The sequence below is a fragment of the Brevundimonas fluminis genome (genome assembly GCF_003934285.1).
In the GTDB taxonomy this organism is placed as follows: domain Bacteria; phylum Pseudomonadota; class Alphaproteobacteria; order Caulobacterales; family Caulobacteraceae; genus Brevundimonas; species Brevundimonas fluminis.
The window spans coordinates 99278-122172 of record NZ_RQWJ01000004.1 but is presented as its reverse complement, the minus strand read 5'-3'; the positions used below and the strand labels follow the sequence as shown (position 1 = coordinate 122172).

At 69.7% G+C, this 22895-nt stretch carries 19 protein-coding genes; 6 read left to right on the top strand and 13 right to left on the bottom strand.

All coding sequences use genetic code 11. The annotated features are described in order from the left end of the window. Positions 1–36: 36 nt before the first annotated feature. Positions 37–1122, top strand: a complete 1086-nt coding sequence (locus EFJ44_RS09430) for an ABC transporter ATP-binding protein (RefSeq protein ID WP_125256971.1) — start codon at positions 37–39, stop codon at positions 1120–1122. A gap of 36 nt (positions 1123–1158) precedes the next feature. Here the strand turns inward: EFJ44_RS09430 and EFJ44_RS09425 are convergent, their stop codons facing one another. From EFJ44_RS09425 to EFJ44_RS09390, 8 genes are all read right to left on the bottom strand, one after another. Further along, entirely contained in the window at positions 1159–4374 is a 3216-nt protein-coding gene (locus tag EFJ44_RS09425; protein WP_125256970.1) for a discoidin domain-containing protein, read from the bottom strand. A gap of 46 nt (positions 4375–4420) precedes the next feature. After that, positions 4421–5248 carry a carbohydrate ABC transporter permease gene (locus EFJ44_RS09420; RefSeq protein WP_125256969.1) on the bottom strand — a complete coding sequence of 276 codons (828 nt, stop codon included), beginning with the start codon at positions 5246–5248 and terminating at the stop codon, positions 4421–4423. Next, complete coding sequence (locus EFJ44_RS09415) at positions 5245–6183, bottom strand: carbohydrate ABC transporter permease (RefSeq protein WP_125256968.1); 939 nt, start codon at positions 6181–6183, stop codon at positions 5245–5247. The genes EFJ44_RS09420 and EFJ44_RS09415 overlap by 4 nt, the downstream gene beginning before the upstream one ends. Next, positions 6180–7445, bottom strand: coding sequence for a sugar ABC transporter substrate-binding protein (locus EFJ44_RS09410; protein ID WP_125256967.1), 1266 nt, complete (start codon positions 7443–7445; stop codon positions 6180–6182). The genes EFJ44_RS09415 and EFJ44_RS09410 overlap by 4 nt, the downstream gene beginning before the upstream one ends. Next, positions 7442–8869: a glucoamylase family protein gene (locus tag EFJ44_RS09405; RefSeq protein WP_125256966.1), complete on the bottom strand. Its 1428-nt coding sequence runs from the start codon at positions 8867–8869 to the stop codon at positions 7442–7444. Before EFJ44_RS09405 ends, EFJ44_RS09410 begins: the two co-directional genes overlap by 4 nt. A gap of 96 nt (positions 8870–8965) precedes the next feature. After that, entirely contained in the window at positions 8966–11965 is a 3000-nt protein-coding gene (locus tag EFJ44_RS09400; protein ID WP_241209742.1) for a TonB-dependent receptor, read from the bottom strand. A gap of 1 nt (position 11966) precedes the next feature. Next, positions 11967–13028 (bottom strand): LacI family DNA-binding transcriptional regulator, encoded by a 1062-nt coding sequence (locus tag EFJ44_RS09395; protein ID WP_125256964.1) that lies wholly within the window; start codon positions 13026–13028, stop codon positions 11967–11969. 214 nt (positions 13029–13242) lie between these two features. Further along, positions 13243–14763, bottom strand: a complete 1521-nt coding sequence (locus EFJ44_RS09390) for a carboxylesterase/lipase family protein (RefSeq protein WP_241209741.1) — start codon at positions 14761–14763, stop codon at positions 13243–13245. A gap of 110 nt (positions 14764–14873) precedes the next feature. On the opposite strand from EFJ44_RS09390, the gene EFJ44_RS09385 reads away from it, so the two are divergent. Both EFJ44_RS09385 and EFJ44_RS09380 read left to right on the top strand, forming a co-directional pair. Beyond that, the gene (locus EFJ44_RS09385; protein WP_241209740.1) at positions 14874–16385 is read left to right on the top strand and encodes a sensor histidine kinase; all 1512 of its coding nucleotides are present in this window, start codon (positions 14874–14876) and stop codon (positions 16383–16385) included. Beyond that, positions 16385–16756 (top strand): response regulator, encoded by a 372-nt coding sequence (locus tag EFJ44_RS09380; protein ID WP_125256963.1) that lies wholly within the window; start codon positions 16385–16387, stop codon positions 16754–16756. The genes EFJ44_RS09385 and EFJ44_RS09380 overlap by 1 nt, the downstream gene beginning before the upstream one ends. 8 nt (positions 16757–16764) lie before the next feature. On the opposite strand, the gene EFJ44_RS09375 is transcribed toward EFJ44_RS09380, so the two are convergent. The 3 genes from EFJ44_RS09375 to EFJ44_RS09365 all read right to left on the bottom strand — a co-directional run bounded on the left by EFJ44_RS09375 (position 16765) and on the right by EFJ44_RS09365 (position 18536). Then, on the bottom strand, positions 16765–16974 hold the full coding sequence (locus EFJ44_RS09375; protein ID WP_125256962.1) for a DUF3126 family protein: 210 nt from the start codon (positions 16972–16974) through the stop codon (positions 16765–16767). A 78-nt stretch (positions 16975–17052) separates the two neighbouring features. Then, positions 17053–17874, bottom strand: a complete 822-nt coding sequence (gene cysE / locus EFJ44_RS09370) for a serine O-acetyltransferase (protein WP_125256961.1) — start codon at positions 17872–17874, stop codon at positions 17053–17055. A 17-nt stretch (positions 17875–17891) separates the two neighbouring features. Further along, entirely contained in the window at positions 17892–18536 is a 645-nt protein-coding gene (locus EFJ44_RS09365; RefSeq protein ID WP_125256960.1) for an NUDIX domain-containing protein, read from the bottom strand. Positions 18537–18581: 45 nt separating this feature from the next. On the opposite strand from EFJ44_RS09365, the gene EFJ44_RS09360 reads away from it, so the two are divergent. Continuing rightward, positions 18582–19166, top strand: a complete 585-nt coding sequence (locus tag EFJ44_RS09360) for a nitroreductase family protein (RefSeq protein WP_125256959.1) — start codon at positions 18582–18584, stop codon at positions 19164–19166. Here EFJ44_RS09360 and EFJ44_RS09355 read toward each other — a convergent pair. Further along, positions 19163–20017, bottom strand: coding sequence for a DUF817 domain-containing protein (locus tag EFJ44_RS09355; protein ID WP_125256958.1), 855 nt, complete (start codon positions 20015–20017; stop codon positions 19163–19165). The genes EFJ44_RS09360 and EFJ44_RS09355 overlap by 4 nt on opposite strands. A 68-nt stretch (positions 20018–20085) precedes the next feature. Continuing rightward, complete coding sequence (queF, locus tag EFJ44_RS09350; RefSeq protein ID WP_125257447.1) at positions 20086–20547, bottom strand: preQ(1) synthase; 462 nt, start codon at positions 20545–20547, stop codon at positions 20086–20088. Positions 20548–21072: 525 nt separating this feature from the next. On the opposite strand from queF, the gene EFJ44_RS09345 reads away from it, so the two are divergent. Further along, positions 21073–22008: an NAD(P)H-dependent flavin oxidoreductase gene (locus tag EFJ44_RS09345; protein ID WP_125256957.1), complete on the top strand. Its 936-nt coding sequence runs from the start codon at positions 21073–21075 to the stop codon at positions 22006–22008. A gap of 69 nt (positions 22009–22077) precedes the next feature. Then, a complete protein-coding gene (locus tag EFJ44_RS09340; RefSeq protein ID WP_125256956.1) occupies positions 22078–22809 on the top strand; it encodes a TorF family putative porin in 732 nt (243 codons plus the stop codon). Positions 22810–22895 lie beyond the last annotated feature (86 nt).

The window sequence follows — 22895 nt, the reverse complement described above, 5'->3', positions numbered from 1 at the left end:
TGACGCCAAACAAGAAACCGGCGTGGGTGGAGACGGATGGCGGACGTTCGGCTGAGCGGCGTGAGGAAGAGCTTCGGCGCCGTCGAGGTGCTGAAGGGCATCGACCTTGAGATCGCCGACGGCGAGTTCGTGGTGTTCGTCGGACCGTCGGGCTGCGGCAAGTCCACCCTGCTGCGCACCATCGCCGGGCTGGAGGCGCTGGACGGCGGGTCGATCGACATCGGCGGGCGCGACGTGACCGGCCTGTCGCCGTCGGACCGCGGCATCGCCATGGTGTTCCAGTCCTATGCCCTCTATCCGCACATGACGGTGCGCGAGAACATGGGCTTCGCCCTGTCGCTGGCGAAGATGGACAAGGGCGAGGTCAGGCGCCGCGTCGACGCGGCCGCCGAGGTGTTGAACATCACCGACTATCTGGACCGCAAGCCCAAGGCCCTGTCGGGCGGGCAGCGCCAGCGCGTCGCCATCGGCCGGGCCATCGTCCGCGAGCCGGACGTGTTCCTGTTCGACGAGCCGCTGTCGAACCTGGACGCGGCCCTGCGCGTGCGGATGCGGTATGAGTTCGCGTCGCTGCACCAGCGGCTGGGGACGACGATGATCTACGTCACCCACGATCAGGTGGAGGCCATGACCCTGGCCGACCGGATCGTCGTGCTGAACGGCGGCAGGATCGAACAGGTCGGCGCGCCGATGGAGCTGTACGAGCGCCCGGCCAACCGCTTCGTCGCCGAGTTCATCGGCAGTCCGAAGATGAACCTGATACCGGCCGAGGTGGTCGAGGCCGGGGGCGGACAGGTGACGGTGCGGACGGCGTCGGGGGCGGTCATGCCGGCGGCGGTGAAGGCCAACGGCGCCAAGGCCGGCGACCGGGTCACCCTGGGCGTGCGCCCCGAGCACCTGTCGACCCGGGGGCCCGGCGGCGCGCTGACCGCGAAGACCACCTTCGTCGAGACCCTGGGCCACGCCACCTACGCCTATCTGGACGGCGGCGACGGCGAGACGCTGACGGCGCAACTGGACGGGGCCGAGCGGCCGTCTCAGGGTCAGAGCCTGACGCTGAAGGCGCCGGCGGAGAAGGTGCAACTGTTCGACGCGGAAGGGCGGGCCTTCGAGCGGGCATAGTGCCCGTTTCCCTCCCCTTCAGGGGAGGGAAAGACGCTACCGCATCTCCACGCGCCGCGCGTTCGCCGGAATTCTCAGCACCTGCCCATCCCATTCCGCCGCGCGGCCGTCGATGCGGACGCGGGCGGGGACGGGGTGCTCCTCGGGCCAGTGGAGCTCGAAGCCGCCGGACGGTGAGGCGGCGCCGGTGAAGGACAGCGTCCAGGCGGCGCCGTCGCGCTTCAGGCGCCAGCTGAGCAGGCCGTGGGCGGTGCGCAGGTCGCGCACGCCGACGCCGGTGTCGGATGTCATCCAGTCGTACGGCAGGCCGGCGGCCAGCACCAGAACGCCGTCGTCGACGCGCTCATAGACCAGCAGGTCGATGGCCGAGCGGATGTAGTCCGAGCTGATCCAGGCGTGCGGCATGTCGCCGATGAAGCGCGGCTCGCGCTCATGATGGCCGACGACCTCGGCCCAGCCGTTCCAGGCGACGGGGCGCATGTCGGCGAAGTAGAAGTCGAGCGCGCGCAGGGCCGCGTCGCGGCGACCGAGACGAATCAGGGCCCCGACGTTGCGCAGTTCGTAGGGGGTGTAGTCGCGCCACGTCATGCGGTTCTCCTGACGCGCCGTGAAGTTGTCCCACCATTTGTCGAAGGTATTGGTCAGGAGGGTCTGGGGCAGCTCGTCGATGAAGCCGCCGGGCGACAGGCCGATGGTGGTCGAGGTGGCGTCGAAGTCGCCCCGGTCTGCGGCGCCGGCGATCCAGTCGATGTCGTGGAAGGCGGCGGTCGCCGTGATGGAGGCCATGACGTCGGTTTGGAACTCCGTCCCCGCCGCGCGGATGCGGGCCGCCGCGTCGGCGTCGCCCAGCACGTCGGCGATGAAGGCGGCGTCGCGGTAGCCGATCAGGCCCCAGAAGTCGTCCCAGTAGCTGTAGGCCGGATTGTCGGAATAGCCCTCGTGGCTGATGGTCGGCGGCAGCAGGCCGAACAGGTGGGCGGTCTCGGACGTCCGGAACTCCGCCGTGCGCGTGGTGGCGCGCAGGCCGTCCATGTAGGCGATGGCCTTCTGCACCTGCGGCCAGACACGCTCCAGCGCAGCGCGGTCGCGGGTGTGGCGATAGTTCTCGGCGGCCAGGAAGATGAACTCGCCGTGGCTGTCGTTCTCGGGCACCGGGTCGGAGCCGCGGGCGTCGACGCAGCACGGCACCTTGCCGTCCTCGAAGACGTAGGGGGCGTACCAGTCCAGATAGGCGGCCGAGACGTCGGCGTGGCCGAGGCGGTTCAGCCCCTCGGCCATCATGGCGCCGTCGCGGATCCACGAGCGGTTGTAGCTGCGCGTGCCCGGCTGGATGATCGGCCCCTGACGCGACATCAGCATGTGGGCCAGCGAGGATTTGGCCACGTCCTCGATCCGCTGGGCCTGGGGCGGCAGGATCAGGTCGAAGCGGTCCATCTTGCCGCGCCATTCTGCGGCGACGGCGTCCTCGGCCCTGTCAAGAACCGCCTCCACCGAGGCCGTCGGCTGGAGGTCCGGAGTCGGGCCGGCGAGCCGGGCGAGAAAGCCGAAGGTGCGCGTCTCGCCGGGCTGCAGGGTGACGTCGTACAGAAGCGCGCCGGCCATCAGACCCGAGGCGTCGGATTCCACGATCCGTTGCGCGGGCGCGCGGCGGGCGGAGGCGTCGGCGATCAGGGCCTGCGGATCGGCGCCGGCCTGAAAGGTCGAGGCGGACACCGCGTCCGGGATGACGAGGGCCGAGACGCGGACGGCGTCGTTGAGCACGAGCGTCGCGCCGTTCCAGTCGAACTGCTCGATCGGGCCGACCCCGCCGGGGATGGCGAGGAACTGGATCGGGCCGTTCACCTGATACGGACGCGCGGCCAGCGCCAGCGTCAGGGCGCGAGGCCGGGGCGAGGTGTTGGTGAGGTCGTAGCGGCCCCACAGTCCTGCGGCCTCGGGCGTGCCTTCGGCGAAGCTGGTGATCGCCAGGGTCCAGTCGTCGGACGCCCAGGTCACCGTCGGAATGGGCAGGTCGCCGTCGCGCAGGGACTGGGTGATGCCGACGTCGGCCCAGGTGATCAGGCGGCCGTTGTCGACGACGAAGGGCTCGATGGACGGACCGGCGCGGCGCAGCTCGATGGCGCCGTCCTCGGACATCAGACCGCTCTCGCCGCCGCCGTCCACGCCGACCAGGGTCCAGTAGGGCTGCTCGCCGACGAAGCCGCGGGGGTACAGGCCGCGCAGGTTCTCCTCCGCCACCGCCATGACGAACTTCGTCGGCGTCTCGCCGAACGACAGGGGTTCGATCTCGACCGAGGTCAGGGCATAGGCGTTCGTCGCCGCCTGACCGAGCCGCTGGCCGGCGCCGGCCTGGCCGACGACGCCCGACTGGTCGAGCGGGGTCCGCATGTCGATCCGCAGCCAGCGGGCCGAGGCCTCGGGCGTGCGCAGCCAGTCGGCTCCGCCGTCGCCGTCCGTCACGCGGGTCAGCTCGCGCCATTCGCGGCCGTCGGAGGAGGCGTGCACCACATAGCCGGAGGCGGCGTGACGATCGGCCCATCGCAGGGTCAGTCCGCCGAACTCGCGCTCATAGCCGAGGTCCAGCGTCAGGGACTGGGACGCGCCCGGCTGCGACCGCCAGAAGGTCCCCGGGTCGTCGTCGACGGCGCGGGCGGCGACGTTCAGGCCGTCGACGCTGGTCGCCTCGGCTTCCGGACGCGGGGGGACGCCCGGCTCGGGCGGCAGCTCGCGGATCTCGAGCTGATCGACCTCCAGCGTGCCCGCGCCGCCCTGCCCCGCCGTGACCACGAACTCGATGCGTTCGGCGCCGCGGAAGGTGCGGTCGGGATCGGGGCCCCAGGCCCAGGTGATCTGGCGCTTCTTGATGGTGAAGCGGGTCCATTCGGACGGCGCCTGGAAGTTCTCGATGCGGCGCCAGTGGACGTTGCGGCCCGTGGCGTCGACGAATTTGATCTCCAGCGTGTTGGGCCGCATGTCGCCGCGGGCCCAGAAGCTGATCTCGAAATTCTCCGGCACGTCCAGGTCGATGGCGCGGGCGGCGAAGGCGTAGCCCGAGCGGCCGTTGAAGTCGTAGCTGAGCCGCATGGCCCGCCCCTCGCGCCCGTCCACGGGGGCGACGGCGGAGGAGACGTCGGTGGAGGCGTCGGCCGTCCACGGCGACAGGTCCTCGAAGGCGTCGAGGACGCGGGGGTCCTGGGCGTGGGCGGAACCCGCGATCAGGATCGAGGCCAACAGGACGAGGACAGAACGCATCAGCTTACTCCGCGCAATCCTCCCCCGTCGGAGGAGGACTGGTGACCTACCCCTTCACGCTGCCCGCGAGCATGCCGCGGATGTAGTAGCGTTGCAGGGCGAGGAAGAGGATCAGCACCGGGGCGACGGTGAGGACGGCGCCGGCCATCATCATCTCGGCGTCCTGCACGTGCTCTCGCGACATGGCCGCCAGGGCCACCGGCAGGGTGTAGTTCGACTGGTCCGTCAGGACGATCAGCGGCCACAGGAAGTCGTTCCAGCTGCCAAGGAAGACGAACAGGGCGAGGGTCACGACGATGGGCTGCAGCGTCGGCAGCACCACGCGGCGGAAGATCTGGCCCTCGGTCGCGCCGTCGACCCGCGCGGCCTCCAGCATCTCGTCCGGAATGCTGAGGGCGTACTGACGCACCAGAAACAGGCCGAATATCGAAGCCAGCCAGGGCACCAGGGCCCCCGCATAGGTGTTCACCAGCCCCATGGACTTCAACATCAGGAAGAGCGGCAGGGTGCCGATCTGGGCGGGCACCACGAGCGCGGCGACCAGCAGCTGGAACAGGCGATCGCGGCCGGCGAAGCGCAGCTTGGCGAAGGCGTAGCCGGCGGGGACGGTGAACAGCAGGGCCAGGATCGTCGCCAGGGTGGCGAGGATCAGGCTGTTGAGCATGTAGCGGCCCATGCCCTGGGTCACGAACAGGTCGCGATAGTGCTCCAGCGTCGGCTTCGACGGCCAGAGCGGCGGCGGGAAGGTGGCGGCCTCGCCCTGGCTCATGAAGCTGACGGAGACCATCCAGACCAGCGGGAACAGGACGACGACGACCAGCAGGACGACGGCCAGGTTGGCGAGCACCGCCTTAAGGTCGAAGCGCCGGCTCATTCGTAGGCCCCCAGACGGCGGGCGACGGCCAGCTGGACCAGGGTGACGGCGAGGATGCAGAGAAAGAGGATGAAGGCGACCGCCGAGGCGGACCCCAGGTTCCACCATTTGAAGCCCTCTTCGTACATGAAGTAGAGCACCGTCACGGTCGACTGGGCCGGGCCGCCCTGGGTCATGACGTAGGGTTCGGCGAACAGCTGGAAGAAGCTGGCCACCGAGATGATCGAGACGAGCAGCAGGGTCGGGGCGATGGCCGGCAGGGTGACGTGCCGGAAGCGCGTCCAGGCCCGGGCCCCGTCGATGCGCGCGGCCTCGTGCAGCTCGTCCGGCACGGTCTGAAGGACGGCCAGAAAGATCAGCATGTTGTAGCCGAAGGTCTTCCAGACGACGAAGATCAGGATGGCCGGGATGGAGGTCGCGGGGCTGCCCAGCCAGTCGACGGCGGGCAGGCCCACGCCGGTCAGGGCCCAGTTGATCAGGCCGTAGCGGGTGTGCAGCAGGTAGTTCCACAGCACCGCCGTGGCGACCAGGGTGGTGACGAAGGGCGCGAAGAAGGCGACGCGCCAGACCGGCCGCCATTTGATGATGCGGGCGTTGAGCAGCAGGGCGGCGGCCAGCGAGGCGGCGATCGAGGCCGGCACGCCGATCAGGGCGAACAGGCCCGTGTTCTTCATGGCCCCCCAGAACAGCGGATTGCTGAACAGGTTCACGTAGTTGTCCAGCCCGACGAAGCGCAGGTTGCGCAGGTCGGCCAGGGCGTAGATGTCGAAGTCGGTCAGGCTGAGCAGCAGGGCCGCGAAGACCGGCACGGCGAAGAAGACGGCGATGGCGATCAGCGCCGGGGCGACGAAGCCCCAGGCCGCACGCGAGCGGGTGCGCGGGTTCGCGGCAGGGCGACGCGGCTCGGCGGCGATGGTGGCCTCGACGGCGGTCATGCCCTGCCCTGCTCCTTCATCCAGCGCCGCTTGGCCAGCAGGCGGTCGGCGCGGCGGTCGATCTCGGCGCCAGCGGCCTCGGGCGTGAACTCGCCGCGGACCATGCGCTCGGCCACGATCTGCATCTCGGTGACGATCCGTTCCCACTCCGGCGCCTTGGGCACGGGCTTCGCGCGCTCGAGCTGGCCCTTGAAGGCCGTTATGGCGGGATCGGCGACGACGGCGGGATCGGCCCAGGCGCTGGGCCGGCTGGGCAGGTCGCCGGTGATGCGGTTGAATTCCACCTGGACCGCCGGATCCATGAGGAAGCGCACCAGCTTCCACGCCGCCTCCTGATTGGGCGACGAGCGGTAGACGACCAGAGACGAGCCGCCGGGGGCCGAGGCGCCGGGGCCGCGCGGGCCGGGCACGCCGGCGGTGTTCCATCGGGTGGTGGGCGACAGGCGGTCGCGGAACTCGCCGATCGTCCACGGGCCGGAGAAGTGGAAGCTGAACCAGCCGCGGTCGAACTCGGTCCAGACGTTGGAGATCTGGGTCGAGGAGGCGACGGGGGCGAGGCCCTCGTCGAACAGGCTCTTGTAGAAGGCGAGCGCCGCGACGAACGACGGGCTGGAGAAATTGCCGCGCGTGTCGTCGTCGCGCAGCAGGGGCTCTTCGCCCTGAAGTCCCAAGGTCAGAAGCTGCTCGAACTCGTTGAGCGGCAACAGGATCGCGTAGCGGTCCGGACCCACGAGCCGCTTGACCGCGTGCATCGAGGCCTTCCAGTCGGCCCAGGTCGTGGGCACGGCGTCGTAGCCGGCCTGGGCCAGCAGGTCGGTGCGCACGAACAGCAGACGGGTGTCGACGTACCAGGGCACGCCGACGAGGCGGCCGTTCACCCGGTTGGTGTCCAGCACCGCGGGGAACTGATCCGTCAGCAGGTCGGAGGCGGAAGCCGGAAGCTCGCTGATGGCGCCGATGGCCGACATCTCGGACACCCAGGTGTTGCCGACCTGGCTGAGGTCCGGCAGCGAGGAGCCCGCGTAGGCGGTCAGCAGCTTCTGATGCGCGGCGGTCCACGGCAGGGCCTGGACGTCGACGGTCATGCCGGGATTCTGCGCCTCGAAGCGCGGCAGGATCTTCGGGACGTTGGTCGCCTCATTGCCCATGGCCCAGAAGGTCAGGCGCGTGCCCTGCCCGCTTCGGCCGCAGCCGGCCAGACCCGCGGCGGCGCCGGCGACGAGGCCCAGCGCGGCGCGACGGTCGGGCCGGATCAGGCTCATGCGCGGTCCAGCCAGCCGCCGGTGAACCCGGCGCGCTTCAGACCGCGGATCAGGTTGGGCTCGGACCGCATGCGCTTCCAGACGGCGTCGGAGCGGCCGTTCTCGATCTGGATGACGATGGGACCCTGATCGATGCCCAGATAGTCGCCGTCGACCCAGCCCACGCCCGGCACGATCGAGCCGTGCAGCAGCGGGCCGTCGCGGTGAGTGAGCGTCGGATTGAAGCTGTCGAGGAAGCCGTACTGCGTCCAGATGCCGGCGCCGTAGCGGGACTTCAGGGCCTTGAAGCAGGCGGTCACCTCGGCCGGGGCGAAGGGATAGCTGCCCAGCGCCGCGGTGGGAGCCAGGGTGCCGTCGTCGCGCTCGCCGGGACCGCGCGCCGAATAGGAGTGGAACTCGCGCTCGCGGCCGTCGATCACCTGTTTGAAGTCGCCGGGGCCGTCGCAGGCGGTGATGCCCCAGACCTGGTCGTCGTAGCCGACCCAACCCTTCGGGTTGCGGACCGCATAGCCCTTCTGCGCCGCGACGGCGCGGACGCTGTTCTGGAAGTAGTCGAAACCCGGAATCTCGGCCTGGACCCCGCGCATCCACGCGTCGTGGATGCCGCGGAAGTCGACGTACATGTGGCTGTACTGGTGGCCGAACATCGGGCCGAAATGCAGGTGCTTCGGACCCCACTCCGCATGGAAGCTGCGCTCGTAGACGCTGCACCACTCGGTCCAGACGTCGGCCGACACCGGATGAGCGTCGCTGCCGATGGCCAGCAGCAGGACCAGCATGCCTTCGTTGTAGACGTGCCAGTCGGCGGGGATGAAGCCGGTCTCCGGGTGCCAGCCCATGGTGATGCGGCGCGGCCGGACCTCGGCCCAGTCCCATTCGACGCGGTCGTAGATGGCCTGCACCTTGGTGCGGATCTCGGCTTCTTCGGGGTGGTCGGCGTCGAACCACTGCTTGGCGTACAGCATGCCGCCCAGCAGCAGGGTGGTGTCGACCGTCGACAGCTCGGTCGTGCCGAAGCGGTGGCCGGTCTTCATGTCGAGGAAGTGGTAGAAGAAGCCCTTGTGGCCGGTCATGCCGGTCGCGGCGGGGCCCTGCGGCGCGTCGTGGAAGAAGCGGATGGTGGCGAGGGTGCGGTCGCGCGCCTCTTCCCGGCTCATCCAGCCGCGCTCGACGCCGATGGGCCAGCAGGTCAGGGCGAAGCCGACGGCGGCGACCGAGGCGAACGACGGCGTGGGCCAGCGGTCCGGGGTCAGGCCGTTCTGCCGGTTCTGGGTCTCGGCGAACCAGCGGAAGGTGCGGAACTGGAGGTCGGTCAGCTCGGGATCCACGCCGGCGGCCATGCCCGGCAGCGACAGGGTCGAACACCCTGAGCCCGCGAGGGCGGCGGCGGAACCCACGGACAGGAGAAGCTGGCGACGGTCCATGGGCAAATCCTCTTACGCGACTGACGAAAACTCAAAAGAAAATGGGCCGCCGCGACGATTGGGGCGTCGCGGCGGCCCGGCAGGCTCAGGAGACGCTTACCAGCGGTAGCGCAGACCGACCTGGAAGCTGCGGGTCGGGAACGCCTGCGACCGGGGGTCGCCGTAGTCCGCCGAGCACAGGCACTGTTCGAAGCCGTTGTAGTTCTTCGTGTCGAGCACGTTGATGGCGTCGAAGGTGGCCTCCACCGCCTGACCGTCCCACAGCTCGAAGGTCTTGGTCAGACGCAGGTCCAGCTGGCGGAAGGCCCAGGCGTTCGGGATGATGAAGCTGTACTTCTCGGGACGACCGGCGTTCCAGCAGATGTCCGGGTTGGACGGGTCGGGCCGCACGGCGGTCGGGCAGACGAACTGGGTGAAGGGGGTGCCCGAACCCAGGGTCAGGATGCCCGACAGGCGGAAATCGTACGGCAGGTCGACCATGCCCGAGGCGACGACGCGGTGGCGCTCGTCGAAGGACGAGGGATACCACGGCGTCTGCTCCGGCGAGTTGTAGTCGAAGTCGAAGCCCGCCATGCCGTTGTCGCGGCTGCCGTTCTGCTGGGCGTCCATGAAGGTGTAGGACAGGTTGAAGCCCCAGCCGTCCTGGGCGTTGTAGGGCTTGTCCAGCTTGACGTAGACCGCCTCATACTCCCGCTCGCGCCCGTGGGCCGAGAAGAAGATCAGGTTGCGGAACTCGCAGTAGCCGACCGAGCACGGGGTCGGGCCGCCGAAGCGGTTGCCCGTCTCCGATCCCGCGTTGGCGATGTACCAGGCGAACTCGTCCTTGGTGCGGCCGGCCGCCAGGATGACCTCGGCCTGCCAGTCGCCGAACTTCTGGCGGACGCCGAGGTTGTACTGGTCGGTGTAGGGGATCGGGGCGTTGTTGTTGACGAGGAAGACCTCGCCCGCGCCCGGCGCCGCGGCCAGCAGGGGATCGAGACCGGCGGCGGTCAGATAGGCCGGATCCCAGGCCACGGTGTCGACGCCGCCACGCGGGCCGCCCGCCACGGAGAAGAAGATCTCCTTGTTGAACTGCAGCGGCTTGAAGCGCTCATCGAAGGCGAAGTTGAAGCCGATGCGGTCGTAGTACCGGCCCGCGCCGCCGAAGATGACGGTGCTTTCGTCGTCGAAGACGTCGTAGCTGAAGCCGACGCGCGGCTGCCAGGCGTCGGCGAAGGCGTCGCGGTTTCCGTCCGAAATGTAGTCCGCCGGATTGAAGTACGACGGGAAGTCGTAGCCCGGCAGCGCCTGGATGGCGTTCAGCATGTTCCGGATGTTGGTCGGCGTCACGTAGTCGTTGTTGACCGCGTTGTCCTCATAGTCCCAGCGCAGGCCGAGGTTGATTTCCAGCTGAGGCGTGATCTGCCAGTCGTCCTGGATGTACAGGCCGATGACGTTGTTCTCGACGTCCGCGGCCGGCACGCCCGACCCGAGGAAGACGGAGACGGGGATGTCGCGGCTGCCGTTGATCTCCGGGCGGGCCTCCACGTCGTAGCGGAACTGCGGATTCCGGCCGAACTGCTTGTTCACGTACATCGTCTGCATCGAGTACTTGGCGCCCAGCTTGATCGTGTGGGATCCCATCCACTCGATGTCCGTGAACGTCAGGTCGTTCTTGAACGTCAGGTTTTCCTGCTCGATGTACTGGTTGTCCGACCGGCCGCCGGTGTTGAACACCGTGCGGTCGCGGTTGAAGGCGTTGTACTGGAAGCCCGGCGCGGCGTTGTCGTCACGGAAAACGATGTACTCGCGGCCGTACTCGCTGAAGTTCAAGGCGGTCGGGTTGTAGACGTACTGGAAGTAGTCGACCGTGGCTTCGTTGAAGAAGCCGTCGCCGCTCCACTGGTGCTTCAACACCACCGAACGGACGTCCGTGTTGACCTGCTGGGCGCGGTCGTAGGACGTGGTGCCGCCGAAGTCGCGGATGTCGTTTTCGTCGCGGAAGGTGCCGCTCAGTTCGACGCGATGGTCGGGATTCACCTGCCAGGACAGCTTGCCGAACAGCAGGTCCTGCTCGAACGGCGAGGCGAAGGTGCCGAAGTCGCTGGCGAACAGGGCTCCATAGGTCGCGTCGTTGGAGAAGACGGTGCTGGACCGGGTCTCGTCCTTGCGCTCATAGGCGAGGAAGTAGTGCAGCGTGTCCTCGATGATCGGGCCGCCGACCGAGAAGCCGTACTGGATGTTCTCCAGCGGAGCCTTGGGATCGCCGCGCTGTTCGGCGAAAGTGTCCTGGGCGATCCAGCTCTCGTCCTGGTAGGTGACGAAGACGTCGCCCGAAAACTCGTTCGTGCCCGAGCGGGTCACGGCCGTGATGATGGCCGAGCCGGCCTGTTCGTACTCGGCCTTGAAGTTCTGGGTGATGACCCGGAACTCCTGCACGCCCGCCTGCGGGAACGGGTTGCCGCGGCTGTCGTCCTGACCGGCCACACCGCCGTCGATGATGGTCGACTTCTGGTTCTGGCCGTCGATGAAGACGTTGATCTGCTGGGCCGGGGCCCCGCCGGCGGAGATCGTGCGCTCTTCAGGGTTCTGCGACAGGCGCAGGCCCGGGGCCAGGGCGGCGAAGTTCAGGAAGTTGCGGTTGATCTGGGGCAGGTTGTTGATCTGCGCCTGGCTGACGTTGGTCGCCACTTCCGGCGTGCGGACCTCGAACAGGCGGCGACCGACCACGACGATGTCGTCGACCTGGGTCGCGCCCTCGACGCCCACGCCCGCGCCGGCCCCGCCGACGTCCAGATCGAGGGTGCCGACCTGACCGAGGGCCAGGGTGACGACGTCGGTCGTCGTCTCGCCGTCCGCCGAGGTCGCCGTGATCTCATAGGTGCCGGGACGCAGGCCGGGGATCACGTAGCCGCCGTCGGCCGCGATGCGTCCCCGGGAGGTGAAGCCGGTGGCCACGTCGCGGGCCGTGACGGTTCCGCCGGTCTCGGCCTGACCCTCGTCGGTGACGGTGCCGCGCAGCGTGGCGCTGGACACCTGGGCGGCGGCCGTGCCGGCCATGCCGAGCGAGACGGCGACGGCGAGGGCGGAAGCCGCCCCGAGATAGCGCTTGTTCATCCTAGACATCCTGATGGTCCCCCTGAGCGGAATGATGCGCGACCGGCGTCCGCTCGTTCGCCGCGCGTGTTTTCGCGTCCGGGCCCGAGGTGGAGCCGCGGATCACGAGTTCGGGCCGGACGATCTGGCGTCCGGCGTCCGGTTGGCCGTCGATCTGGGCGAGCAGGCGCGTCAGCGCGCTGCGGCCGATCTCGGCGATGTCGATGCGAAGCGTGGTCAGGGCCGGCCGCACCAGCGAGGCCAGCGGCACGTCGTCGAAGCCGACGACGGCGACGTCCTCGGGGCAGCGCAGGCCCGCGTCCTGAAGGGCCAGCATGACGCCCAGCGCCATCATGTCGTTGCCGGCGAATACCGCGTCCACGCCGTCGCCCCGTGCCAGATCCAGCCCGGCGCGGCGTCCCGACGCCATGTCGAAGTCGCCCTCGATCACCCGGGCGTCGAGGCCGGCGCCGGCCATGGCTTCCAGATAGCCGGACAGGCGCGCCTCGGCCTCGAGGTTGTCGGTCGGGCCGGCGACGTGAGCGATGCGGGTCCGGCCCAGAGAGATCAGGTGCTCCACGGCGGCGACGGAGCCCCCGCGGTTGTCGACGACGATCGACGGCCCGTCGGCCCCGGCGGCGCCGTCGTTCAGGCGCACCACCGGCAGGCCCCCCGTCACCGCCGCGGTCGCCTGGCCGACCTCGGCATGGGGCGACATCAGGATCAGGCCGTCGACCCGGCCCCGCATGGACCGGACGGCGGCGGCCGCGGCCTCCGCCTCGTCGTGAGAGCTGGAGACGATCAGGTGGTACCCACGCTCGCGCGCCGCCAGGTCGACGCCGCGGATCAGTTCCGAGAAGAACTCGCCGTACAGGTCCGGCAGGATGACGCCGACGGTGTGGCTGCGGCTGGTCGACAGGCTGCGGGCGCCGGAGTGCGGCACGTACTGCAGGGCCTCGACGGCCTCCATCACCTTCTTGCGCGTCGCGTCGGTGACCGGGCCCGCGCCGTTCAGCACGCGCGACACCGACGCCACCGAGACCTCGGCGCGCCGGGCGACGTCGCGGATGTTGGCCGGCTTCAAGCCGCCGCTCCGGACGCGCGCTGATGTGACGGGACGATGCCCAAGACGTTTCCGCTCCCTGCCTCCGCGCGGTGCCGGCCCCTTGTCGAGGTCCGTCCGCGCCGAATGTGTAAACGGTTACATGACACACCCTCAATGCGCCCCGCAAGGGCCGCAGTTTGGTCACAGCGCGGTCTGTGCCCATGGCGTCACAGCCGGCGACGCCCGAGGCGGGTCATCGGCTGCGGGCGTAGAAGGCCTCGATCAGGTCCAGTCGCGGCGCGTTGGGCATCGGCCGGGCGACCGGGCCCTGGTTGGTGAATTCCAGAAGGAAATCCGCCTGCTCCCGGAAGTCGGGCCACGCCGGCCGTCCTGCCCCGTTCGGATCTCCGGCGCGGGCGAAGGCGGTCCAGTACGCGGCCATGTCGGCCGAGGCGCGGCGGTCGCGGTCTCCCAGCGGGCGCCCGACGGTGTGCAGGGTCTCGAAGACGTAGGGCCGCTCCGAGGCGTGGGTCGCGCCGCCGCTGGGCTCGGGATTCGAATCGGGCACGACGTCGAACCTGTAGAGCCACGTCGGATGACCCGCGCGGGAATGAAGCCGCGCCAGGAGCCGCACGGGCTCGTTGAAGATGAGGTCGCTGACGACGTGCTGATCGTACCCCTCGGCCCCGCCATAGGCCTCCAGCAGGGCGTCGTGCTCCGCCTCCGTCATCGCGTCGTCGGCCCGGCCGTAGGCGCCCGCGTCGGTCGGGCGGATCCACCAGAACTCGGCGCTGTTGGTTCCGAGCAGCAGCGGCACGGGGGCCTGCCGCCCCGCCTCAAAGGCCTCCATCACGTCCTCGGTCAGAACGCGGCCGTCGACGATCAGGTTGTCGGAATAGAAGGCCGGCATGGGCGCGAGCAGCTTCTCCGCCGGCACGGCGCGCAGAGCTGCGGCGTCGGCGTCGGCGGGCAGGCCGGCGCCCCGGGCCCAGGTCCGGCCCAGAGACCGGGCCGAGGGGCGGCCCGGGCGATCCAGAGCAAGTTCGGCGGAGACCTGGCGTCCCAGGCCGGACTGCACCGCCGCCCTGTGGAACAGGCCGCGCGCGCCCGGCGCGATCATCAACTGGGTCACTGCGACGCCGCCCGCGGACTCGCCGAAGATGGTCACGTTCGCCGGATCGCCCCCGAAGTTCGCGACGTTGTCGCGCACCCACTCCAGCGCCGCGATCTGATCCATGACGCCGTAGTTCCCGGCGGGCTGGTCGGCCGCGCGGTCGGCGGCGAGGGCCGGATGGTCGAAGAAGCCGAGGCGGCCGAGCCGGTAGTTGATCGTCACCACCACGACGCCGCGCCGGGCCAGCGCCGATCCGTCGTACAGCGCCGCCGTGCCGGATCCGTTGTTGTAGCCGCCGCCGTGAATCCAGACCATGACGGGCAGGTCGCGCGCGCCGTCCGGCGACCAGACGTTCAACGTCAGGCAGTCCTCGCTCATCGGCAGCGGGCCGACGCCCGGATCGCCGTTGGCGGGGGGCTGCACGCAGATCGCGCCGTAGTCGGCCGCGTCGCGGGGCGTGGTCCAGGCTTCCGGCGGCCGCGGGGGCGTCCAGCGCAGAGGCCCGACCGGGGGCGCGGCGTAGGGCAGACCCTTGAAGCTGGACACGCCGTCCGCTCTCACGCCGGCGATGGGACCCGAACCCGTGGCCGCCACCGGACGGTCGGGATCCTGCGGGGCGAGCACGAGCATGGCGGCGGTCATCACGGCGAGGAGGGACATCCGCGCATGCTTGCGACGCGCGCCGGCCCCGGACAATGCAGAAATAGTTTCATCACCTGCGGAACCCGGATCAAATCACGGCGTTTGAAGGCCCGCATGCGGGGGGCATCTTGAGGCATCTGGAGCTGAACGGCGAGCTTGCGCGCGACATCGCGCTGGCGTTCGACGCCTCGCCCAACCCTTACATGCTGCTCACGCCCGAGTTGCGCTACGCAGGCATGAACCAGGCCTATCTGGACGTGCTGGGGCGCCGGCGCGAGGACCTGATCGGCAAGGCCATCTTCGAGGTCTACGACGGCGGCGGCGAGGACGACGCGGCGCGGGCCAACGCCGAGCGGCTGCGGGAATCGCTGCAGCGGGTGATCGAGACGGGCGAACGCGATCACCTGGCCCTGATCCACTATCCGATCGAGCTCGTCGACGCCGACGGGACCCGGCGCATCGAGGACCGCTGGTGGAGCGCCACCCACGCGCCGGTGCGCAATCAGGCCGGCGAGGTCGTCTACATCCTGCAGCACACGCAAGACGTCACCGAGGTGGAGCGCCTCCGTCGCCGGGTGGCCGGCGCCGAGGACCAAGCCAGCGTCGGCGAGCTGCTGAGCGGCAACATCCTGGCCCGGGCGGAACACGTGCAGGAGGACAACCGCCGCCTGCAGAGCGAGCGGAACCGCCTGCTGGACATCTTCCTGCAGGCGCCGGGCTTCATCGCCGTGCTGACCGGCCCCGACCACGTGTTCCAGATGCACAACCGCGCCTATGCCGATCTGGTCGGCCGCGACGATCTGGACGGCAAGCCGCTGCGTGTGGCCTTGCCGGAGATCCCCGACCAGGGCTTCCTGAACCTGCTCGACGAGGTCAGGGGAAGCGGCGAACCCTTTCAGGGCCGCGCCGTGCCGGTGCAGCTGGCCCGTTCGCGGTCGGGCGGGCTGGAGACGGTCTATCTGGACTTCATCTACCAGCCTCTTCGGGACATGGACGGCTCCGTCGCCGGCGTGTTCGTCCAGGGCCACGACGTGACCGACGCCGTGCTTGCGGACAGACGGCAACGGCTGATGATCGACGAGCTGAACCACCGGGTGAAGAACACTCTCGCCACGGTGCAGTCCATCGCCATGCAGACGGCGCGATCGCACGCCCAGCCGGAACGGTTCGCCGAAAGCTTCCAGGCGCGCCTGCTGGCCTTGTCGCACACGCACGACCTCCTGACCCGGAGCCATTGGGAAGGGGCCGACCTGCATGAGGTGCTCGAGCACGAGACCGAGGCGCACGGCCGGACGCGCGTGCTGCTGAACGGTCCGCACGTCGCGCTGAAGCCGTCGGCGGCCCTTTCGCTCGGCATGGTGTTCCACGAACTGGCGACCAACGCCGCCAAGTACGGCGCCCTTTCGGCGCCCGACGGGCGGGTCACGGTCGACTGGAGTCTGGACGAGGACGGACGGATGCGCGTCGTCTGGCGCGAGGGAGGCGGGCCGCCGGCGTCTCCTCCGGAACGCCGGGGCTTCGGCAGCCGCCTGATCGAGCGCTCCGTGCGTCACGATCTGGGCGGGAACATCACCATGGACTATGGCGAGGAAGGTCTGACCGCGGTCATGATCTTTCCAGTGAACTCGGGGCGGAACTGATGACGGCGTTGACGGGACGGCGCGTGCTGATCGTCGAGGACGAATCCCTCGTGGCCATGCTGCTGGAAACGATGCTGGAAGACCTCGGCTGCGTGGCCGTGGGCCCCGCCTCCTCGGTGGACGAGGGGCTGCGGCTGGCCAAGGAGGATGGCGTCGACGTCGCCCTGCTGGACGTCAACGTCGCCGGAACCCAGGTGTTTCCGGTGGCCGAGGCGCTGGAGGCGAAAGGCGTGCCGCTGGTCTTCTCCACAGGCTATGGCGAGGGCGGTCTGCCCGAGCACTGGCGCGGACGGCCGACCGTGCAGAAGCCCTTCACCGAGGCGGTGATCCGCGACGCCCTGATGAAGGCGCTGGGCGTCGCGAACGCCTGACTCCGCGCTCAGGGGTTGGGCAGGTCCTCGCCGAGGATCGCCATCTCGAACATGAAGGAGCCGTCGCCGTCCTCGTCCTCGAAGACGACGCCGACGAATTCGTCGTCGACGTAGACCTCGGCCGAATCCGCCTGCTTGCGCGCGCGGACCTGGATCCCGCCGTGGTTGAACGTGCGCTTCAGGTGCGTTTCCAGACGCTTGATGTCGGTGTCTTTCACGGGCGGTCGCCTTCTTCGGAAATCAGGGGTGCGATTGGCCGCGGACCCTAGAGAAAGGCGTCGGGCGGCGAAACCCCGTCAGATCACGAAGTCGTAGACGACGTCCGCCAGCGTGTGGTCCATGGTGCGCGCGGGGGCGGCCTCGGTCGGGCAGTTGACCAGCCGCGCGGGGACGCCGGCGACCGTGCAGCCAGCGGGCACCGGCTTCAGAACCACCGAGCCCGAGGCGACTTTGGCGTAGTCGCCGACGGTGATGTTTCCCAGCACCTTGGCCCCCGCGCCCAGCAGAACCCCCTTGCCGATCTTGGGATGGCGGTCGCCGCGCTGGGCGCCGGTGCCGCCCAGCGTCACGGCGTGCAGCATGGAGACGTCGTCCCCGACCACGGCGGTCTCGCCGATCACCACGCCGGTGCCGTGGTCGATGAAGATGCCCCGGCCCATCCGCGCGGCCGGATGAACGTCGACCTGGAACAGCTCGGACATGCGGCTCTGGATGTGGAAGGCCAGCGTCGTGCGGTCCTGGCTCCACAGCCAGTTGGCCACGCGCCAGGCCTGCAGAGCCTGATAGCCCTTGAAGTACAGGAACGGCTGCAGCAGCGAACGGATGGCGGGATCGCGCTCCTCCACCGCCAGCAGGTCGGCCTCGGCGGCGTCGACCAGATCGGGGCGGTCGGCGTAGGCGGCGAGACAGACCTCGCGCACCGTCATGGCGTTAAGTTCCTGATCGCCCAGCTTGCGCGCCACCTGGAAGCTCAGCGCGCCCGCCAGATCCTCGTGCGACAGGACGACGGCGTTCATCTGGGACGCGAGCCCGGGTTCCCGCCGGGCCGCCTCGGACGCGGCGTCGCGCAACCGGGCCCACACTCCGGGAGCGGCGGGGACGACTTCCAGCTTGGCCATGACGTCCTCCCTGACGCTCATCGCGGTCGGCCCAGCATGACGTGCGACAGCCAGCCGGGCAATTGCGAGGTGACGGCCATATGGTGGGCCCGCAGGGCCGTCGCCACCGTGAAGGCGTCGCGCACCGCTCCCATGCCGACGGCGTCGATCAGGTCGAGGAACGGCACGCGCGCGACCCGGAAGGCCTCCGTCGGGTCCGGCGCGGTCGGCGCCGGGTCCAGGTCCCAGGCCAGGAAGGCGACCGCCCGCTCGTCGGTGACGCTGTTGGACATGTCCATGCGCAGAACCTCGCGCCACGACCGTGCGGCGAGCCCCGCCTCCTCGGCCAGCTCGCGGGCGGCGGCGGCCTGCGGATCCTCGTCCGGACGGGCGCCGCCCTCCGGCATCTCCCACGACCAGTTCATCAGGACGAAACGGTGCTGGCCGACGAGGGTCACCGTGCCGTCGCCATGCAGCGGCAGCACGCCGACGGCCAGCGAGGCGGGACGCATGACGACGTAATCGGCGGGCGCGCCCGTCGGCGCCGTCGCCCTGTGCTCGGTCAGCCGCATCCACGGGTTCTCGAAGAGCAGGCGCTCGCCGTGGTCCTGCCACGCGGGCGGCCGACCGGAGCCGTCGTCCCAAAGGGGATCGGGTCGCACGTCGTCTTCGCGGCCGCTCATGGGGCCGGTATGGCGGATCGCGCGCCCGGCGACTAGGTGAGGCGCATGACAGACCTCGGGACCCCCCTGCCCCACCCGACCCGCGACGACGCCCTGATCGAGCGCCTGCGCGACCGTCGCTCCGCGCCCGCGCAGGGCCTGGCCGGGCCGGGGCCGTCCGCGACGGAGCTGGAGACCATTCTGGAGATCGGCCTGCGGTCGCCGGACCATGGCAAGCTGTTCCCGTGGCGCGTCGTGGTGATCGGCCCGGAAACGCGGTCGCGCTGGGTCGCACGACTGGAAGCGATGGCGGCCTCGGACAGGGACCGCGCGGCGTTGCGCAAGCTGGCGTCGCCGCCGGTGACGGCGATGGTGATCTCGGCGCCGGTCGAGAGCCCGAAGGCGCCCCTGTGGGAGCAGCAGCTGTCGGCGGGCGCGGTCTGCATGAACCTGGCGCACGCGGCGAACGCGCACGGCTATGCGGCCAGCTGGATCACCGACTGGTACGCCTACGATCGTCGCGCCCGCGCGCTGATGGGCGTCGCCGAGGGCGAGACGGTCGCGGGCTTCATCCACATGGGCACGGCGGCCGAGCCGCTGCTGGAACGGCCGAGGCCGGACATGGCCGACAAGGTGGAGCGCCTGCCCTAGGCCTCCCGCTCGGGCGGGCGGACGAACGCCACCAGCGCCACGCTGACCAGCATGAGCAGGTACCAGCTGCCCAGCTTCTGCAGAGACACCATGCGCCAGACGCCGTCCTGATCGGGATAGGTCCAGGCGCGGGCGAAGGTGCCGAGGTTCTCGGCGAACCAGATGAACAGGGCGACCAGCAGCCAGCCGAGCAGCAGCGGCAGGCGCCGGCGCATGCGGTCGGCGACGAAGCTGAAGCTGCCCGGCGCGAACATCACGGCGCTGGCAGCGAACAGGGCGAGCCGCACGTCGGGCAGCCAGTGGTGGGCGAAGAAGTTGACGTAGATCGCCGCCGCCAGCAGCCACAAGCTCCACAGCGGCGGAAAGCGCCGCACCCGGATGTGGAAGATGCGCTGCACCCGAGCGATGTAGCTGCCCACCGCCGCGTACATGAAGCCCGAGAACAGGGGCACGTCGCCGATGCGCAACAGGCTTGGCTCCGGGTAGATCCAGCTGCCCTGCGCCGTCTTGAACAGTTCCATCACCGTTCCGGCGAGGTGGAACAGGAAGATCACGCGCGCCTCGGCCCAGGTCTCCAGCCTGAAGGCCAGCATGGCGGCCTGGATGGTCAGGGCGCCGAGCACGAGAAAATCATAGCGGGCGATCGCCGCGTCGGCGGGCCACAGGAGGTGCGTCGCGAGGATCAGCGCCAGCAGCAGTCCGCCGAACAGGCAGGCCCAGCCCTGCTTGAGACCGAACCAGAGAAACTCGAAGGCGGCGGCGCGCCATGGCCTCCGGTCGGCCCACGCCTGCGCCTCGGTCAGCCAGCGACGGCCGAGGGATTCGAGCGGGAGCGGGCGCGCGTCGGTCATGCGCCGAGCTCAGCAGGCGGAACGGATCAACTCATGAGCCGAGCATGAGGAAACGGCGAAAAGCGCCCCTACCCCCGCCCGCGGTAGGTCGGCACGCCGGGGTCGGGGAGCCACAGGCCCTCGGGCGGGAGGCCCGACTGCCAGAAGACGTCGATGGGGATGCCGCCGCGCGGATACCAGTATCCGCCGATGCGCAGCCAGCGCGGCTGGAGCAGGGCGTTCAGGCGCAGGCCGATGGAGACGGTGCAGTCCTCGTGGAAGGCGCCGTGGTTGCGGAAGCTGGTCAGGTAGAGCTTCAGCGACTTCGACTCCACCAGCCAGTCCTTGGGCGCGTAGTCGATGACGAGGTGGGCGAAGTCCGGCTGGCCGGTGACGGGGCACAGGCTGGTGAACTCCGGCGCCGTGAAGCGGGCCAGATACAGGGCGTCCGGATGCGGATTGGGCACCCGCTCCAAGGCCGCCTGTTCGGGCGAAGCGGGGATGGGCGTGCGCGCGCCCAGCTGGGAGAGGCCGGAGACGTCGGTGGTCATGGTGGTGTAGGCTTTCGCGGTTCGCAGCGGAGATACGGTCATGCGGTGGAAAGTCCAAGGTCTGGCGCTCCTTGCCATGATTTCCGCAGGTGGGACGGTTGAGGCCCAAGAAGCGGGCGGCCAACCGATGCTCTATGACGACAGCGGAGCGCTGATCGATGAACTCCCGCGACACTGGGAGGTGCGCCCTACACCGAGGACATCGGATTTCACCCGCGAGTTTCTGTCATCAGGCTGGCCGGGATCGGCGCGTCTGGCGTGCGCTGTGCAGGCCGATGGCTCGCTGACGCAGTGCCGCGCTGAGGCACAGTCTCCGCGCGGTTACGGCGTAGGACGGTCAGCGGCGACGATCGCGCAGCGCGGCAGACTTGTGGGCTCTTTCGCGGCGACCACCGACGGCAAGCGCCCGATCGTACGCTTCACAATCAACTTCCCTGTGGCGCGATGACCTACAGCGCACGCCGCCATTTGCCTTCCGCAGCGGCGCCGTCCTATCCGTAGCGAAACGCAACGGGGTGAACGTCCATGGCCATTCCTGAGAGCCTGAAGTCCGGGCTGACGCTGCCGGTGATCGCGGCGCCGATGTTTCTCGTCAGCGGGCCGGACCTGGTGGTGGAGTGCTGCAACGCGGGGGTGATCGGCACCTTCCCCTCGTTGAACCAGCGCACGACCGAGGGCTATCGGGAGTGGCTGCTCGAGATCAAGGCGCGGCGGAAGCCGGGCGCGGCCGCCTTCGGCGTCAACCACATCGTGCACCCGACCAATCCGCGCCTGATGGCCGACATGATGGTGTCGGTCGAGGAGAAGGTGCCGCTGATCATCACCAGCCTGGGCGCCGTGCGCGACGTGGTCGACGCGGTGCACGGCTACGGCGGGGTCGTGTTCCATGACATCGCCAACATCCGCCATGCGCGGAAGGCGGCGGAAGCCGGCGTCGACGGCCTGATCCTGGTCGCCGGCGGCGCGGGCGGGCACGCGGGCGTCATTCATCCCTTCGCCCTGGTGGAGGAGGTGCGCAGCTTCTTCTCCGGCACGATCATCCTGTCGGGCTGCATCTCGACCGGACGGGACGTGGCCGCGACGCGCGCGCTGGGCGCGGACTTCGCCTACATGGGCACGCGCTTCATCGCCACGACCGAGAGCGCGGCGCAGAGCGAATACAAGCAGATGATCGTCGACGCGGGCGCGACCGACGTGACCTACACGCCGGCGGTGTCGGGCATCCCGGCCAATTTCCTGACGAAGTCCCTGGTCGCCAACGGCATCGATCCCAAATCCCTGCCCGAGCACAAACTGGACATGGGCGAGGAGGCCAGGGCCTGGAAGACCGTCTGGTCGGCCGGTCACGGCTCGGGCGCCATCCATGACGTGATCCCGACCGCCGATCTGGTCGCCCGTCTGCAGACGGAGTATCGACAGGCCGTCGCCGGCTTCGCCGAGGAGCCGTGGCGCGCCGGCTGAGCCGGAGACTTCATTTCGCCGCCGACGTGGGCTAGGAGAGCCGCGCCTTTCCTCCGCCCACGGACCGTCATGACCCTGCGCCCGCTCGCCCTCGCCCTGCTCGCCTCGACGTCCGCGCTTCCCGCGCTCGCCCAGGAAGCCGACCCGATGACCGATCAGGTCGTGCAGGCGCCCCGCGGCAGCTGGAGCTTCGGCGCCGGGGTCGACTCCGACAACCGGTCGAAGAACGTGTCCAAGTCGGGCGGCGACGCCTCGGTCTGGGCGCTGGCGGAATACAGCAGCGCGGACGGCGCCTTCTATTTCGGCCCGGCCGCCGAGACGGTGAAGTCGAACGGTTCGGAGCTCGAGGTTTCGCTGGTCGCCGGCTGGCGTCCGCAGGTCATGGGCTTCGATCTGGACCTTTCCGCCGAGCACAAGTGGCTGGTCGACGCCGACCTGACCGACGACGCCGGCGCGTGGGAGTTCACCGCCGACCTGATCCGCTCCATCGGTCCCGTCGAGGGCAAGCTGCGCCTTCAGCACACGCCGGACGGCATCGGCTCGACCGAGGCCTGGACCTGGTACGAGGCGCGCGCCAGCTGGGACCAGTCGCCGACCCTGAGCTGGTCTGCGGGCGTCGGCCAGCGCGAGCAGGAAGTCGGCGTCGACTACGTCGGATGGGACGTCGGCGCGACGTGGCAGCTCACCGATCGGCTGGAGCTGGACGCCCGCTGGCACGACACCGACGCGGACGGTCCGGCCGTGGTCGGCACGGACATCTACGACGGCAAGTTCGTGGTGGGCCTCGCCACCTATTTCTGAGAGCGCACGGGGGTGCGACGCCTGCGGCGGGGCGTCGCTGGGTGCGGCCGGAGGACCGGCGGCGCCGTATCCGGAACGGGTCGACG

Coding starts and splice junctions, on each gene's coding strand:
- EFJ44_RS09430 (WP_125256971.1), top strand. CDS start 37: ATGGCGGACGTTCGGCTGAGCGGCGTGAGGAAGAGCTTCGGCGCCGTC.
- EFJ44_RS09425 (WP_125256970.1), bottom strand. CDS start 4,374: ATGCGTTCTGTCCTCGTCCTGTTGGCCTCGATCCTGATCGCGGGTTCC.
- EFJ44_RS09420 (WP_125256969.1), bottom strand. CDS start 5,248: ATGAGCCGGCGCTTCGACCTTAAGGCGGTGCTCGCCAACCTGGCCGTC.
- EFJ44_RS09415 (WP_125256968.1), bottom strand. CDS start 6,183: ATGACCGCCGTCGAGGCCACCATCGCCGCCGAGCCGCGTCGCCCTGCC.
- EFJ44_RS09410 (WP_125256967.1), bottom strand. CDS start 7,445: ATGAGCCTGATCCGGCCCGACCGTCGCGCCGCGCTGGGCCTCGTCGCC.
- EFJ44_RS09405 (WP_125256966.1), bottom strand. CDS start 8,869: ATGGACCGTCGCCAGCTTCTCCTGTCCGTGGGTTCCGCCGCCGCCCTC.
- EFJ44_RS09400 (WP_241209742.1), bottom strand. CDS start 11,965: ATGAACAAGCGCTATCTCGGGGCGGCTTCCGCCCTCGCCGTCGCCGTC.
- EFJ44_RS09390 (WP_241209741.1), bottom strand. CDS start 14,763: ATGTCCCTCCTCGCCGTGATGACCGCCGCCATGCTCGTGCTCGCCCCG.
- EFJ44_RS09380 (WP_125256963.1), top strand. CDS start 16,385: ATGACGGCGTTGACGGGACGGCGCGTGCTGATCGTCGAGGACGAATCC.
- cysE (WP_125256961.1), bottom strand. CDS start 17,874: ATGGCCAAGCTGGAAGTCGTCCCCGCCGCTCCCGGAGTGTGGGCCCGG.
- EFJ44_RS09365 (WP_125256960.1), bottom strand. CDS start 18,536: ATGAGCGGCCGCGAAGACGACGTGCGACCCGATCCCCTTTGGGACGAC.
- EFJ44_RS09360 (WP_125256959.1), top strand. CDS start 18,582: ATGACAGACCTCGGGACCCCCCTGCCCCACCCGACCCGCGACGACGCC.
- EFJ44_RS09355 (WP_125256958.1), bottom strand. CDS start 20,017: ATGACCGACGCGCGCCCGCTCCCGCTCGAATCCCTCGGCCGTCGCTGG.
- queF (WP_125257447.1), bottom strand. CDS start 20,547: ATGACCACCGACGTCTCCGGCCTCTCCCAGCTGGGCGCGCGCACGCCC.
- EFJ44_RS09345 (WP_125256957.1), top strand. CDS start 21,073: ATGGCCATTCCTGAGAGCCTGAAGTCCGGGCTGACGCTGCCGGTGATC.
- EFJ44_RS09340 (WP_125256956.1), top strand. CDS start 22,078: ATGACCCTGCGCCCGCTCGCCCTCGCCCTGCTCGCCTCGACGTCCGCG.